Source organism: Oceanicola sp. D3 (assembly GCF_006351965.1).
Lineage (GTDB): Bacteria > Pseudomonadota > Alphaproteobacteria > Rhodobacterales > Rhodobacteraceae > Vannielia.
In genome coordinates this window covers 3,936,915-3,949,338 of sequence record NZ_CP040932.1, presented here as the reverse complement: position 1 = coordinate 3,949,338, position 12,424 = coordinate 3,936,915, and the positions used below count along the sequence as shown (strand labels likewise).

The 12,424-nt window shown below is 65.4% G+C and carries 15 protein-coding genes and 1 pseudogene; 9 read left to right on the top strand and 7 right to left on the bottom strand.

The features are described 5' to 3' along the window. Window positions 1-188: 188 nt before the first annotated feature. From FHY55_RS19870 to trpS, 6 genes and pseudogenes are all read right to left on the bottom strand, one after another. Window positions 189-932 carry a TSUP family transporter gene (locus FHY55_RS19870; protein ID WP_140015844.1) on the bottom strand — a complete coding sequence of 248 codons (744 nt, stop codon included), beginning with the start codon at window positions 930-932 and terminating at the stop codon, window positions 189-191. Between the two features lie 187 nt (window positions 933-1,119). Continuing rightward, complete coding sequence (locus FHY55_RS19865; protein ID WP_140015843.1) at window positions 1,120-1,980, bottom strand: branched-chain amino acid aminotransferase; 861 nt, start codon at window positions 1,978-1,980, stop codon at window positions 1,120-1,122. Between the two features lie 295 nt (window positions 1,981-2,275). Further along, the gene (locus FHY55_RS19860) at window positions 2,276-2,779 is read right to left on the bottom strand and encodes a VOC family protein (RefSeq protein ID WP_140015842.1); all 504 of its coding nucleotides are present in this window, start codon (window positions 2,777-2,779) and stop codon (window positions 2,276-2,278) included. Window positions 2,780-2,946: 167 nt separating this feature from the next. Then, window positions 2,947-3,066: pseudogene (locus FHY55_RS19855) on the bottom strand (tryptophan--tRNA ligase); the annotation flags it as partial. 160 nt (window positions 3,067-3,226) lie between these two features. After that, entirely contained in the window at window positions 3,227-3,769 is a 543-nt protein-coding gene (locus tag FHY55_RS19850; RefSeq protein ID WP_140015841.1) for a hypothetical protein, read from the bottom strand. 238 nt (window positions 3,770-4,007) lie between these two features. After that, window positions 4,008-5,027, bottom strand: a complete 1,020-nt coding sequence (gene trpS / locus FHY55_RS19845; protein ID WP_140015840.1) for a tryptophan--tRNA ligase — start codon at window positions 5,025-5,027, stop codon at window positions 4,008-4,010. A gap of 75 nt (window positions 5,028-5,102) precedes the next feature. On the opposite strand from trpS, the gene FHY55_RS19840 reads away from it, so the two are divergent. From FHY55_RS19840 to FHY55_RS19820, 5 genes are read left to right on the top strand one after another with little or no spacing between them, the layout of a single operon-like run. Then, on the top strand, window positions 5,103-5,789 hold the full coding sequence (locus FHY55_RS19840) for a rhomboid family intramembrane serine protease (RefSeq protein ID WP_140015839.1): 687 nt from the start codon (window positions 5,103-5,105) through the stop codon (window positions 5,787-5,789). A gap of 53 nt (window positions 5,790-5,842) precedes the next feature. Continuing rightward, on the top strand, window positions 5,843-6,307 hold the full coding sequence (locus FHY55_RS19835) for a RidA family protein (RefSeq protein ID WP_140015838.1): 465 nt from the start codon (window positions 5,843-5,845) through the stop codon (window positions 6,305-6,307). Then, complete coding sequence (locus FHY55_RS19830; RefSeq protein WP_140015837.1) at window positions 6,304-7,059, top strand: glycerophosphodiester phosphodiesterase family protein; 756 nt, start codon at window positions 6,304-6,306, stop codon at window positions 7,057-7,059. Before FHY55_RS19835 ends, FHY55_RS19830 begins: the two co-directional genes overlap by 4 nt. A 32-nt stretch (window positions 7,060-7,091) precedes the next feature. Next, a complete protein-coding gene (locus tag FHY55_RS19825) occupies window positions 7,092-8,273 on the top strand; it encodes a GNAT family N-acetyltransferase (RefSeq protein WP_140015836.1) in 1,182 nt (393 codons plus the stop codon). Continuing rightward, a complete protein-coding gene (locus FHY55_RS19820; protein WP_140015835.1) occupies window positions 8,270-8,527 on the top strand; it encodes a 4a-hydroxytetrahydrobiopterin dehydratase in 258 nt (85 codons plus the stop codon). The genes FHY55_RS19825 and FHY55_RS19820 overlap by 4 nt, the downstream gene beginning before the upstream one ends. Before the next feature lie 462 nt (window positions 8,528-8,989). On the opposite strand, the gene FHY55_RS19815 is transcribed toward FHY55_RS19820, so the two are convergent. Next, the gene (locus tag FHY55_RS19815) at window positions 8,990-9,478 is read right to left on the bottom strand and encodes a peroxiredoxin (RefSeq protein ID WP_140015834.1); all 489 of its coding nucleotides are present in this window, start codon (window positions 9,476-9,478) and stop codon (window positions 8,990-8,992) included. An 85-nt stretch (window positions 9,479-9,563) separates the two neighbouring features. Between FHY55_RS19815 and FHY55_RS19810 the strand changes: the two genes are divergently transcribed. From FHY55_RS19810 to FHY55_RS19795, 4 genes are read left to right on the top strand one after another with little or no spacing between them, the layout of a single operon-like run. Next, a complete protein-coding gene (locus tag FHY55_RS19810; protein WP_140015833.1) occupies window positions 9,564-10,766 on the top strand; it encodes an NAD(P)/FAD-dependent oxidoreductase in 1,203 nt (400 codons plus the stop codon). Continuing rightward, window positions 10,763-11,314, top strand: a complete 552-nt coding sequence (gene rsmD / locus FHY55_RS19805) for a 16S rRNA (guanine(966)-N(2))-methyltransferase RsmD (RefSeq protein WP_140015832.1) — start codon at window positions 10,763-10,765, stop codon at window positions 11,312-11,314. Before FHY55_RS19810 ends, rsmD begins: the two co-directional genes overlap by 4 nt. Beyond that, window positions 11,311-11,967, top strand: coding sequence for an HAD family phosphatase (locus FHY55_RS19800; protein WP_140015831.1), 657 nt, complete (start codon window positions 11,311-11,313; stop codon window positions 11,965-11,967). The genes rsmD and FHY55_RS19800 overlap by 4 nt, the downstream gene beginning before the upstream one ends. Then, complete coding sequence (locus FHY55_RS19795) at window positions 11,960-12,406, top strand: hypothetical protein (RefSeq protein WP_140015830.1); 447 nt, start codon at window positions 11,960-11,962, stop codon at window positions 12,404-12,406. Before FHY55_RS19800 ends, FHY55_RS19795 begins: the two co-directional genes overlap by 8 nt. Window positions 12,407-12,424 lie beyond the last annotated feature (18 nt).

Genomic DNA, 12,424 nt, shown 5'->3' with positions numbered 1-12,424 from the left:
GGCAGGGTGCGAGGTGTGCGGGCATTGGCAAGACCCTTCCGGCGGGGTCATCGCGCAGCGTGCCGGGGCCTTCACCGTGGCGCGATCGGGCCAAGGCGGGGCGGGCTGGTGGGGGGCGGAATGGCCCGGCCATGGGTGTTTCTGTGCCATCTTTGCGCGTCATGTCACGAATGTTGGCCATCGGCTCTTCAAAGCGCCTTTGTCAGCAGGATGAGGGCCGAAAGCGTGGCCAGCCCAAGCGCCCAAGGCCGTATCGCCCCCCGCTCAAACCGCGCGACCAGCGGGCGCACGGCGATGAGTGTGAGTGGCACAAGCGGTGCGAGAGAGACGGCGAGCGCGATTTGCGGCCCGCGGATCAGCCCTGCAAAGGCCAGCGCACCGATGGAAACGATCATGCCGAAGCCGAAGAAGGCGTTTTGCGTTGCGGCCGATCTGCGGGCCTCGACGCGGGAGTAGAGAATGGCCATTGGCGGTGCCCCGATCCCCGTCAGCGTGCCCATGATCCCAGCCGTGACCCCCGCGCCGAAGAGGGTTTGGGGGGTGATCGGCATCGACAACCCCGCGAGGCTGAGGGCAACGGCGAACAGCACGATGAGCGCGATCACGACGGGAAGCAGATCGGTGCCCACCACGGCGCTTGCCACGAAAGCGGCCAGAACCGCCCCGATGAGACGCCCGGAAAACCCCGCTGGCAGGTCTGACCGCACAATCGCGTCGCGCGCCCCGAGCACGGCCCCGATGCCGATCAGGACGCCCAGCAGCAGGATGGTCCCCGGCACCCATTCGGGGGCGGTGATCGTCATGATTGGGGCGGCGATCATGCCGAAGCCCGCGCCGGAGAGCTTTTGAACGACGGTACCGCAGGTCACCGCCAGCGCGCAGGCAAGCCATGGCAGAAGCGGCGGGAGATACTCTGCTATGTCGACTGGCATGAACGGATGGTCCGCCGGGGTGGGGCAGGCGGGCTAAGTTGAAGGAAGAGGGGGCGGTGCATGGTGATGGCACTATGGCGTTGGGGCGAGTAACTGCAATCCGCCCCATCCGCAAAACCAGTACTGCCGAAAACGGCTTGCGCCACCCTCGGGCGGGGCGGTGCCGCTTTGCCCTCGCACTGGCCGATCAGGCGGATCGGGCCCAGTCCCAATAGAGCTCGCGGGTGCGGCGGGTGACGGGGCCGTGCTGGTAGTGGGTGCCGTCGAACTCCACCACCGGCGTTACCTTCATCAGGTTGCCGGAGAGAAACACCTCATCCGCCGCGCGGAAGTCATCAAAGCTGAGGACGCATTCATGCACTTTCACCCCGTCTGCCTTGAGGTTGGAGATGTGCCGCGCCCGGGTGATCCCCGACAGGAAGGTGCCGTTGGGGATGGGGGTAAAGACCTCGCCATCTTTCACCATGAAGGCATTGGCGGTGGCGCTTTCGGCCACGTTGCCCATGACATCGGCGACCAGCGCGTTGTCATAGCCCTTGGCCTTGGCCTCGGCCAGCATGCGCGCGTTGTTGGGATAGAGGCAGCCCGCCTTGGCGTTGCAGACCGCGCTTTCGATCACCGGGCGGCGGAACTGCGTGGTGGTGAGCCGCACGGTGGCCTCGGGCGGGGCCATAGGCACCTCTTCAAGGCAAAGGGCAAAGCCGCCATCGGCTTCGGCGGGCAGGATGCCCATATGGCCGCTTTCGATGCCCCAATACATCGGGCGGATGTAGACGGCGGCATCTTTCGGGTAGAGCTTCAACCCCTCCCAGGCGATCTCCAGCATCTCCTCGGTCGAGACCGTGGGGCGGATCATCAGGGCCTCGGCGGAGCGGTTGACGCGGGCAAGGTGCGCCTCAAGGTCGGGCGCAAGGCCATCGACGAAGCGCGCGCCGTCAAACACGGTCGTGCCAAGCCAGGCCCCATGGTCGGCGGCGCGCATGATCATCACGTCGCCTTCGTGCCAAGTGCCTTCAAAATAAGTGCGAATGTTGGTTCCGGTCGCCATGGCGGGCCTCCTTTGCCGGGCGAACCTAGGGGTGCGGCGCGGCAAGGTCCAGAGGGGAGGGCCCCCGGCCTCGGGGAAGGCCGGGGGACAAGAGCGGAATGGCTCCGGGGGACAGGAGTTGGGTCGCTCTGCCCGGGGCGAAGGGCCGGCCTTGGCGGGGACTGCCGTTGGGCCGGCGGAGGGGAGCCGCCTCGGGCGTGGGGCGAGGAGGTTGGCGGCCTCGCTCCCTTGCCGGCACCCTAGGAGAGGGAGGAGTCCTTGGGGTGACGGTTGGGTGACAGATCTGTAACAGCGGTCAGGCTGTTTCGGTGGCCTCGTCCAGCAACGCCTCAAGGTTGAGCGGGGCCGTGACCATGGCGAGGTTGCCATCGGCATCGCGGGGCCAATCTTCGGGGGCGCGATCCCAGTAAAGCTCCACTCCGTTCTGGTCCGGATCCCGCAGATAGAGGGCCTGGCTAACGCCGTGATCGGAGGCGCCATCAAGCGGAATGTCATTTTCAATCAGGCGCTTGAGTGCATCCGCGAGGGCGGCGCGGGTGGGGTAGAGGATGGCGGTGTGAAACAGCCCGGTGGTGCCCGGAGGCGGCGGGGTGCCGCCCTTGCTCTGCCATGTGTTGAGGCCGATGTGGTGGTGGTAACCGCCAGCGGAAAGGAAGGCGGCCTCGGTGCCGTATTTCTGCGTGAGCTCAAAGCCGAGCACGCCGGAATAGAAGGCGAGGGCACGATCGAGATCGGCGACCTTGAGATGGACGTGCCCAATGCGGGTGCCGGGATGAACGGGGGTGACGGAGCGGGTCATTTTGGGGCCTTTCAGTTGCTTGAGGCAAAGATAGGCGGGCCTGTGATTTTGCGCAATTCTACGCGTGTGCGCCAAAGGTGTGCAATAATGCGAAGGTGGCGCGGGCCGATAAGGTTTCTGCCGCGGGCTGGTCGAATCAGGCACCTCCAAAGAGCGGCTGCATTCCTTCAACCCCGCACCAGCCCCACAATCTCGTGGGTCTTTGCCAGCACCGGTGCCGCAATCTCGCGGGCGCGGTCTCGGCCTACCATCAGCAGCCGGTCGATCTCTGCCGGGTCGGCCATCAGACTGGGCAGGTAGTTTCCTTCGTGGTTCCCGGTGCCATCAACGAATACGCCATATCCCGCGCGCATCACCGGGCAGCTGCGCCCTACATACCGATGGCACCAGCATCCTGGAGATCTTCGGCCTCCGCGAGAAGCGGACCAGGTTCAACGTCCATCAGGATTACCTGCCTTCACAGGGGCTTGCCGGCGCCGCAGTAGAGGGCTGCCCCGGGGCGTCCCAGCCGTCGCTTTTGGCGAGATACTCTATCTCCGCCGTGTATGTCGCATCCAACTCGGGCGTGCGCGTTCCACAGATCACTCCAGTGCTCCGGAGTTCCTCCTCTCCGAAGGGTCCGCTCATGATCTCGATTGCGCCCATGCGACCGATGACGACCTTCAGGTTTGCGGTGCCCTGAAAACGATCTGCGAGGGTCAGCGGGAGTTCGACCTCGGCAACCCAGCTCTCGCCGGAATGATATTCCGCCCAGTATAGGGCCAGAGCGAGGACGCTGCTGTCGGTGGGTGGCGGCATCCTCAAGTCTGCCCGTCCCTCACCAAAGGCGAAGAGCCGCCTCCCGTTGATGGTGCTTTCACCGTAGAGAATTGGCCACGCGCCGCGATGGGCCGATGCCCCCTCGATCAAGAGGCGGTCCGGGTATGGCCGACAGCCGGAAAGGGACAGGGCAATCAGGCCGCACAGGAGCAAGCGCCGCAGGCTCGTCATGCGCGGCGCTCCTCTTGGGGGGACGGCTGGCGCTCTGTGATAACATCGTTCAGGATATCAGTCCTCTCATGTTCCGGCCGCCGTCGCCCTGATCAGAACTGCGCGTATGGTGCTGTTAACGTCCTTTGAACGCACGAGCGCCGCTGGAGAACCCGGTCCGGCCGCGTGTGCCCAAAACGTAACGCTTCGCTGTGCCGCCGGGCACTGATACAGTGTCTTCCGGGGGCGGATTTGCCCGTCAACTCCGCACCAGCCCCACGATCTCGTGGGTCTTTGCCAGCACCGGTGCCGCAATCTCGCGGGCGCGGTCTCGGCCTACCATCAGCAGGCGGTCGATCTCTGCGGGGTCGGCCATCAGGCGGCGCATTTCGTCGCTGATGGGCGCCAGTTTCTCTACCGCCAAATCCGCGAGGGTGGGTTTGAATTGGCCCCAGCCTGCGCCCGCATATTCCGCGATCACCGACTCTTGCGTGCCGCCCGACAGGGAGGCGTAGATGTCGACGAGGTTTTTGGCTTCGGGGCGGTCTTTCAGGCCCTCGGGGGTTTCGGGGAGGGGGGCCGGGTCTGTGCGGGCCTTCTTGAACTTCTTGGCAATCGTGTCGGCGTCATCGAGCATGTTGATCCGCTCCATGTCGCTTTCGCCGGACTTGGACATCTTCTTGGAGCCGTCGCGCAGGTTCATCACCCGCATGCCGGGGCCTTCGATCACCGGCTCGGTCATCGGGAAGAAATCGACCTTGTAGTCGTGGTTGAACTTGGCGGCGATGTCGCGGGTCAGCTCGACGTGCTGTTTTTGGTCCTCGCCCACGGGGACGTGGGTGGCGTGGTAGAGCAGGATGTCAGCCGCCATCAGCGAGGGGTAGGCGTAGAGGCCAAGCGAGACCTTCTCGGCGTTGCTGCCGGCCTTTTCCTTGAACTGGGTCATCCGGTTCATCCAGCCAACGCGGGCGACGCAGTTGAAGATCCAGCCCAGCTCGGCGTGCTCGGGCACCTGGCTCTGGTTGAAGAGGATCGACTTTGACGGGTCGATGCCGGAGGCGAGCATGCCGGCGGCGACCTCATAGGTCGCGGTGCGCAGCTCTGCCGGGTCTTGCCAGACGGTGATGGCGTGAAGGTCGACGACGCAATAGATGCTTTCCGTCCCCTCCTCCTGCATGTCCACCCAGCGCTTGATGGCGCCGAGGTAGTTGCCGAGGGTGAGCCCGCCGGAGGGCTTGATGCCCGAGAAGACGCGGGGGGTGAAGCTGGTGTCGGACATGGGGCGTGCCTTGTCTGGTCAAATCTGCCCTGCTCGCTTACCCACGGGGGCGGGAAAGTTCAACAAGAGGTCGTCATGGACTGGGATCACAATGCCTCGCCGTTCAACGCCGTGCCGCCGGTGGTGCTGGCGCTGGTTGGCTTGATGGGGGCGGCAGAGCTGTGGTTTATGCTGAGCCAGGCCGGGATTGTGGGCAACACCCGGGGTGGGGATGATGCGCGGATCTTCGCGTTGCAGCGGTTTGCCTTTTCCGGCGAGATCATGGGGATGATGGTGGAGCGGGGCGAGTATCCGGCCAGCCAGTTGATGCGGACAGTGACCTATCCGTTCGTGCATGGCGGGTTCACCCATATGCTGTTTGCTGCGGTGTTCACGCTGGCGCTGGGCAAGATGGTGGGCGAGGTGCTGGGGCAGGTGGCGGTGGTGGTGCTGTTCTTTGCCGGGACGGTGGCCGGGGCGCTGGCGTTTTGGCTGCTGGCCGGGGGCGGGGCGCTTTATGGCGCGTTTCCGGGGGCTTATGCGCTGATTGGCGGCTATACCTACATCCTGTGGGTGCATTACGGCCATATGGGCGAAAGCCAGTATCGGGCCTTTACGCTGATCGGGGTGCTGCTGGTGTTTCAACTGGTGTTCGGCGTGCTCTTTGGTGCGGGGAACGACTGGATCGGGGATATCGGCGGGTTCTTTGCCGGGTTGTTCCTGAGCGTGCCGTTGGCGCCGGGGGGCTGGCAGCGGCTGATGGCGCGGCTGCGGCGCAGGTAGCTTGACGGGGTGCCGGGGTGCGGCCATGGTCCGCCCGAAAAGGAGATGTACCCATGCCCGGAACCTATGAAACCCGCCTTGCAGAGCTTGGCGTTACCCTGCCCGAAGCCAGCGCCCCTGCGGCCAACTATGTGCCCTATGTAGAGGCGGGCGGGCTGCTTTATGTCAGTGGCCAAATCTCGATGGAGAACGGCGAGATGATCAAGGGCAAGCTGGGCGACGACATGGGCGTGGAGGCCGGTGTGGCCGCTGCGAAGGTGTGCGCGGTGAACCTGCTGGCGCAGGTGAAGGCGGCCTGTGGGGGCGATCTCGACAAGCTGGAGCGGGTGGTGAAGCTGACGGCCTTCGTCAACTCGACCGCCGATTTTGGCGAGCAGCCAAAGGTGGTGAACGGCGCGTCCGATTTCCTCGTGGAAGCGCTCGGTGACGCAGGGCGGCATGCGCGCTCGGCTGTCAGCGCGGCCTCGCTGCCCTTTGGGGTGGCGGTGGAGATCGAGGGGATCTTCAAGCTGAAATGAGCCTGCCCGACGCCTTTTTGACCCGCCCCATCGCGCACCGGGGCTACCATGACCGGGCCGCGGGGCGGGTGGAAAACTCGCGCGCGGCCTTTGCAGCGGCGATTGAGGCGGGCTACGGGATCGAATTGGACATCCAGCCCTCGAAGGATGGCGTGCCGATGGTGTTCCACGACTATGCGCTGAGCCGCCTGACCGGCGAGACCGGGCCGGTGGCGCAGCGGACGGCGGAGGAGCTGGGGCAGATCATGCTCACCGATGGCGGCGAGGGCATTCCGACGCTGGCGGAGGTGCTGGCGCTGGTGGACGGCCGGGTGCCGCTGCTGATCGAGGTCAAGGATCAGGACGGGGCATATGGCGAGAATGTGGGCGCGCTGGAAGCGGCCACGGCGGCCGCGCTTGAAGGCTACGCGGGCGAGGTAGCGCTGATGAGCTTCAACCCGCATTCGGTTGCCGCCCTTGCCTCTTTGGCGCCGGAGATTCCGCGCGGGCTCACCACAGAGGCCTTCACCGCAAACCCCTCGCCCAGCCTCCCCGATCACGGCTTTCCCGAAACCGCCTTTCTGCAGGAGCTTGCCCGCATCGGGGCCAGTTTCATCTCGCATCAGTTCACCGATCTGGCCGCGGCTCCCGTCACGGCGGCGGGTAGGAACGGCTACGCCATCCTGTGCTGGACGATCCGCAGCGCAGCGGAAGAGGCCGAGGCGCGCAAGATTGCCGCCAATGTGACCTTTGAGGGCTACGCCGCCGCTTGACGCCGCGCTGCGGCGCAACGAGTTTGGCAGATATGGACGGCTCCCGCGAGATCAGCGTTGAAACGATAGACAGCCTCGGCGCGGTGACGCCCGAGGATTGGGACGCCTGCGCCGCGCCGGGCGGCGGGCGGGCTGAAGACCCGTTTACCACCTATCGGTTTTTGAAGGCGCTGGAAGACAGTGGCTCGGTGGGCGGGCGCAGCGGTTGGCAGCCGACCTACCTGCTGGCGCGGGCGGGCGAAGAGCTGATCGCCTGCGCGCCGATGTATGCCAAGTTTCACAGCCAGGGTGAGTATGTGTTTGACCACTCTTGGGCCCATGCCTTTGAGCGGGCTGGGGGTGAATATTACCCGAAATTGCAGATTGCCGCGCCCTTCACCCCGGTGCCGGGACGGCGCTTTTTGGTGAAGCCCGGCTGGGAGCGGATCGGGATGAGCGCGCTGGTGCAGGGCGCGGTGCAGGTGGCGGCGAAGGCCGGGCTTTCTGGCGTGCATGCCACGTTTTGCACCGAGGAAGAGGCCGAGGCGGGCGCGCAGATGGGGCTGATGCACCGGCGGGGGCAGCAGTTTCATTGGGAGAACCGGGGCTATGCGGATTTTGACGGGTTTCTCGCCGATCTGAGCAGCCGCAAGCGCAAGATGATCCGAAAGGAGCGGCGGCAGGCGCAGGGGTTTGGCGGGCGTATCCTGCGGCTGACCGGCGAGCAGATCGAGCCGGAGCATTGGGATGCCTTCTGGCAGTTTTATCAGGACACCGGGGCGCGGAAATGGGGCTCGCCCTACCTGACGCGGTCGTTCTTTGACGAGGTGCAGGCCGGGATGCGCGATGACGTGCTTTTGGTGCTGGCCGAACGTGACGGGGCCTATGTGGCCGGCGCGCTCAACTTCATCGGGCGCGACGCGCTGTTTGGCCGGTATTGGGGCTGCACCGAGCACCACCCCTGCCTGCATTTCGAGCTGTGCTACTACGTGGCCATCGAGGAGGCGATTGCGCGCGGGCTGGCGCGGGTGGAGGCCGGGGCGCAGGGCGAGCACAAGCTGGCGCGGGGGTATTTGCCGAAGGAGACGCACTCGCTGCATTGGGTGGCCGACGAGGGCTTCAGGCGGGCGATTGCGGATTTTCTGGAAGAGGAGGCCCGGGCGGTGGATTACGAGATTGAAGTGCTGACGGGCTACGGGCCGTTCAGGCGCGAGTATCGGGAGGAGCAGGATTGACCCTTGAGGAGTTGCTGGCTGCGGGCTGGGAGAAGGACGGGGAGGTTCTGGCGAAGAGTTTTAAGTTCCGGAATTTCTCGGAGGCTTTCGGCTGGATGGCGCGGGTGGCGCTGGCCGCAGAGAAGGCGGACCATCATCCGGATTGGTCGAATTCTTGGAACAAGGTCGAGGTGCGGTTGACGACGCATTCGGAAAAGGCGCTGACGGAGAAGGATTTGGCGCTGGCTTCGGTGATGGAGCGGTTGGCGGGGTAGCCGGGGTGGTGGGCAGATTGCCCACCCTACATTTGCGAGCGCCGTCATCGTCGGGCGGCTCGGCGTGGCGGGCTTTTCGGTTTCTATACTGGTGGCAGAGCAGCGCGGGTGGCAGGACGACGACAGCCACCGGAATGAGCGCGCCTCTGTACGTGTCGAGCACGGTGTCAGGCGCGAAGATGCAGATCAGCAGCATGAAGAGCCAGCTGGCCCATGCCACGGACACGGTGAAAGAGAAATCCTCTTGTTCTTGAATGCGCTCTGCCCTTTTCAGGGCTGCGTTGCGCTCGGGGTCGTTCATCCATTCGATATGGGAGCCTCGGGGGCTGTTTCCAAGATCGGATGCGGGGGCGGCAGAGTTGGAGCGGCTGGTGGGGTAGCCGGGGTGGTGGGCAGATTGCCCACCCTACGGGGTTTTGTGCTGCCATCCCCGGGCTTGGGCCGAGGATGGCGGGGCAAGGTTTACAGCGCGTCGAGGATCGCGTTGCCGCCGGAGATCGAGCATTCGCCGGGGCTGTTCTCGATGTTGAGGGTTTGCACCACGTTGTCGTAGGCGATGAGGGCGTAGCGCTGGGAGCGGTCGATCAGGCCGACGGGCGGGGCGGTGAAGGCCATGCCGATTTCTTTGGTGAAGCTCGCCTCGGCGTCGCCCAGCAGGTGGATGCCGGCCTTGTCGGCGCCGGTGTCCTTTGCCCATGCGTCCAGCACGAAGGGATCGTTGACCGACACGCAGATCACCTCGGCCACGCCGGCCTCGCGCAATTTGTCCATGTTGTCGATGAAGCTGGGCATGTGGGATGTGGAGCAGACGCCGGTGAAAGCGCCGGGCAGGCCGAAGATTACGACCTTCTTGCCGGTGGTGATGTCTTTCAGGGCCACTTGTTCGGGCCCCTCAGCGCCCATCCGCACGAAAGTTGCCGATGGTAGCGTGTCGCCGACCGAGATTTGCATGATTGTCTCCCATTTTCTATTTGCTGTTCGCGGCATTCAGGTCATGAGTTGCCGCTGAAGCGCCGGAATGCAAGGGAGTATGGCCATGGATATCGTCGTGATCGGGGCAGGGCAGGCGGGGTCGTCGCTGGTGAGCAAGCTGCGGGCGTTGGGCCATGAGGGCGGTATTACACTGATCGGCGAGGAGCCGGTGGTGCCCTATCAACGCCCGCCGCTGAGCAAGGCCTACCTGCTGGGCGAGATGGACATTGAGCGGCTCTACCTGCGCAGCGAAGAGTTTTATGCCGAGCAGAACATCACCCTGAAGCTGGGCACGCAGGTGACGGGGATCGACCGCGAGCACCGGGAGGTGCATCTGGGCGAGGAGCGGGTGAAATACGACATGCTGGCGCTGACAACGGGCAGCACCCCGCGCCGCCTGCCTGCGGCGATTGGCGGTGATCTCGACGGTGTGTTCACCGTGCGCACGCTGGCTGACATCGACCGGATGCAGCCGGAGCTGGGCGCGGGCAAGAAGGCGCTGATCATCGGCGGTGGTTACATCGGGCTGGAGGCGGCGGCGGTGTGCGCCAAGCTGGGGCTGGATGTGACGCTGGTGGAGATGGCCGACCGGATTTTGCAGCGGGTTGCCGCGCCGCAGACCTCGGATTACTTCCGCGCGCTGCACAAGAGCCATGGCGTCGACATCCGCGAGGGCACCGGGCTGGAGAAGCTGATTGGCGAGGGCCGTGTGAGTGGCGCGTTGCTGACCGATGGCGAAGAACTGGCGGCGGACGTTGTGATTGTGGGCGTGGGCATCACCCCCTGTACCCAGATTGCCGAGCTGGGCGGGCTTATCCTGGACAACGGGATCAAGACCGATGCGTTCGGCCGCACTTCGGACCCGGCGATTTTTGCCGCCGGGGATTGTGCGTCTTTTCCGTGGAAGGACGGGCGCATCCGGCTGGAGTCGGTGGGCAATGCGATTGACCAGGCGGAGGTGGTGGCGGCCAATATGCTGGGGGCGGAGAAGCCCTATGTCGCCCGCCCATGGTTCTGGAGCGACCAGTATGACACCAAGCTGCAAATCGCCGGGCTGAACACCGGCTATGACGAGATCGTCACCCGGGGCGAGGGCGATGCGGTGAGCTTTTGGTATTACTGCGGCGACGAGCTGCGGGCGGTGGATGCGCTGAACGATCCACGGGCCTACATGGTGGGCAAGCGGCTGATCGAGGCTGGCAAGAGCCCCGACAAGGCGGCGCTGGCCGACCCGGCGACCGAGCTGAAGGCGCTGCTGAAGGCGTGAGGATCGTTGGTGGCAAGTTTCGCGGCACGGCGCTGGCGGCGCTGGGCAAGGGCGATGCGGGGGCGCATTTGCGGCCCACGTCCGACCGGGTGCGGGAGGCGCTTTTCAACGTGCTGGCGAGCCGGGGCGGCGTGGAAGGCGCGCGGGTGCTCGACCTCTTCGCCGGGACCGGGGCGCTGGGGCTGGAAGCCCTGAGCCGGGGCGCGAGCCATGTGACGGCGGTGGATGACGGGCACAAGGCGCGGGCGCTCATTCGGGAAAACATCGAGAAGCTGCGCGCGATGGGCGAGGTGAAGCTCTATCGCCGCGATGCCTGCCGGATGGGCGAGAACCGGGGCGCGGCGTTTGACCTCGTGTTTCTTGATCCGCCCTATGGCAAGGGCCTCGGGCAGCGGGCGCTGGCCTCTGCCGTGGGGGGCGGCTGGATTGCCGAGGGGGCGCTGATCGTTTGGGAAGAAGCCGCGCCGATGGAGCCGCCGGAGGGGTTTGCGCTGGAGGGCCACAGGGCCTATGGCGACACGCATATAACCCTGATGGAGCGCCAATGACCCCGGAACTTGTGATTTTTGACTGCGATGGCGTGCTGGTGGACAGCGAGGGGCCATTGGCGGCGTTGGCGGTGGAAGACCTTGCGGGGCATGGCTTTGAGGTTGCGCCGGACGACTTCCATGACCGTTTCGTGGGCGGCACGCTGGCTGATGTGGAGCGGCGCTTGCGCGAGGCGGGGGCAAAGCTGCCCGAGGGGTGGACCGACAGCCTTTATGAAAAGGTTTTTGTGCTGATGGACGCGGGCGTGCCGTTGAGCGAGGGCACGGCGGAGATGCTGGACTGGCTTGAAGGCGCGGGCGTGCAGGTGGCGGTGGCCTCCAACGGACCGATGCGCAAGATGCAGGGCTCGCTTGGCGCGTCGGGGCTGTTCGTGCGGTTGGGCGGGCGGATCTTTTCGGCCCATGATCATGGCACTGCCAAGCCACAGCCGGGACTGCTGCTGAAGGCGGCGGAGGCTGCCGGGGTGCATCCGGCGCGGGCTGTGATGGTGGATGACAGCCCGGTGGGCGCGGCGGCGGCAAAGGCCGCCGGGATGCGGTTTTTCGGCTATGTCGAACATGGCAATGCCGAGAAGATGGCGGCGCTGGACGTGCCCTTGGTGCGCTCGATGCGCGAGCTGCGCGCAGGGTTGGAGGGGTTGGGACTTGGCTGACAAACCGGCACTCCCGGACCACTTCTGCCCCGGCTGCGGCGCACCGCAGAAGGTTTTTCTCCGCTATCCTTGGTACTTCTGCCGCGATTGCGTGAAGACGGCGACCGATGGCGAGGGGCGGACAATCGTGACCGGGAATACCGCGCTTTATGGCGGGTTTGGCTGGCGCTATGCGGACGAAGACAGTGACGCGGTGCGCGAATGCTCCGGGGTGATTGCGCTGATTGCGCGGCGCTCGGTGTACATTCACGAGGCGCGGTTTGGCGGGGTTGTGGCGGAGCCGATGTTTTCGATGGCGCACCCCGACCGCGCGCGGGTTTGGCGGATTGACGGGCGCTTTCCGGTGGAGCCGACGGGCTACAAGCCGCGTGCGCCGCGTGGGCGGACGGCAGAGACAAAGCCCGCCCCCAAGCCGGAGCCGCGGGGGCGGAAGCGCTAGGCTGTGATGCGCCACACA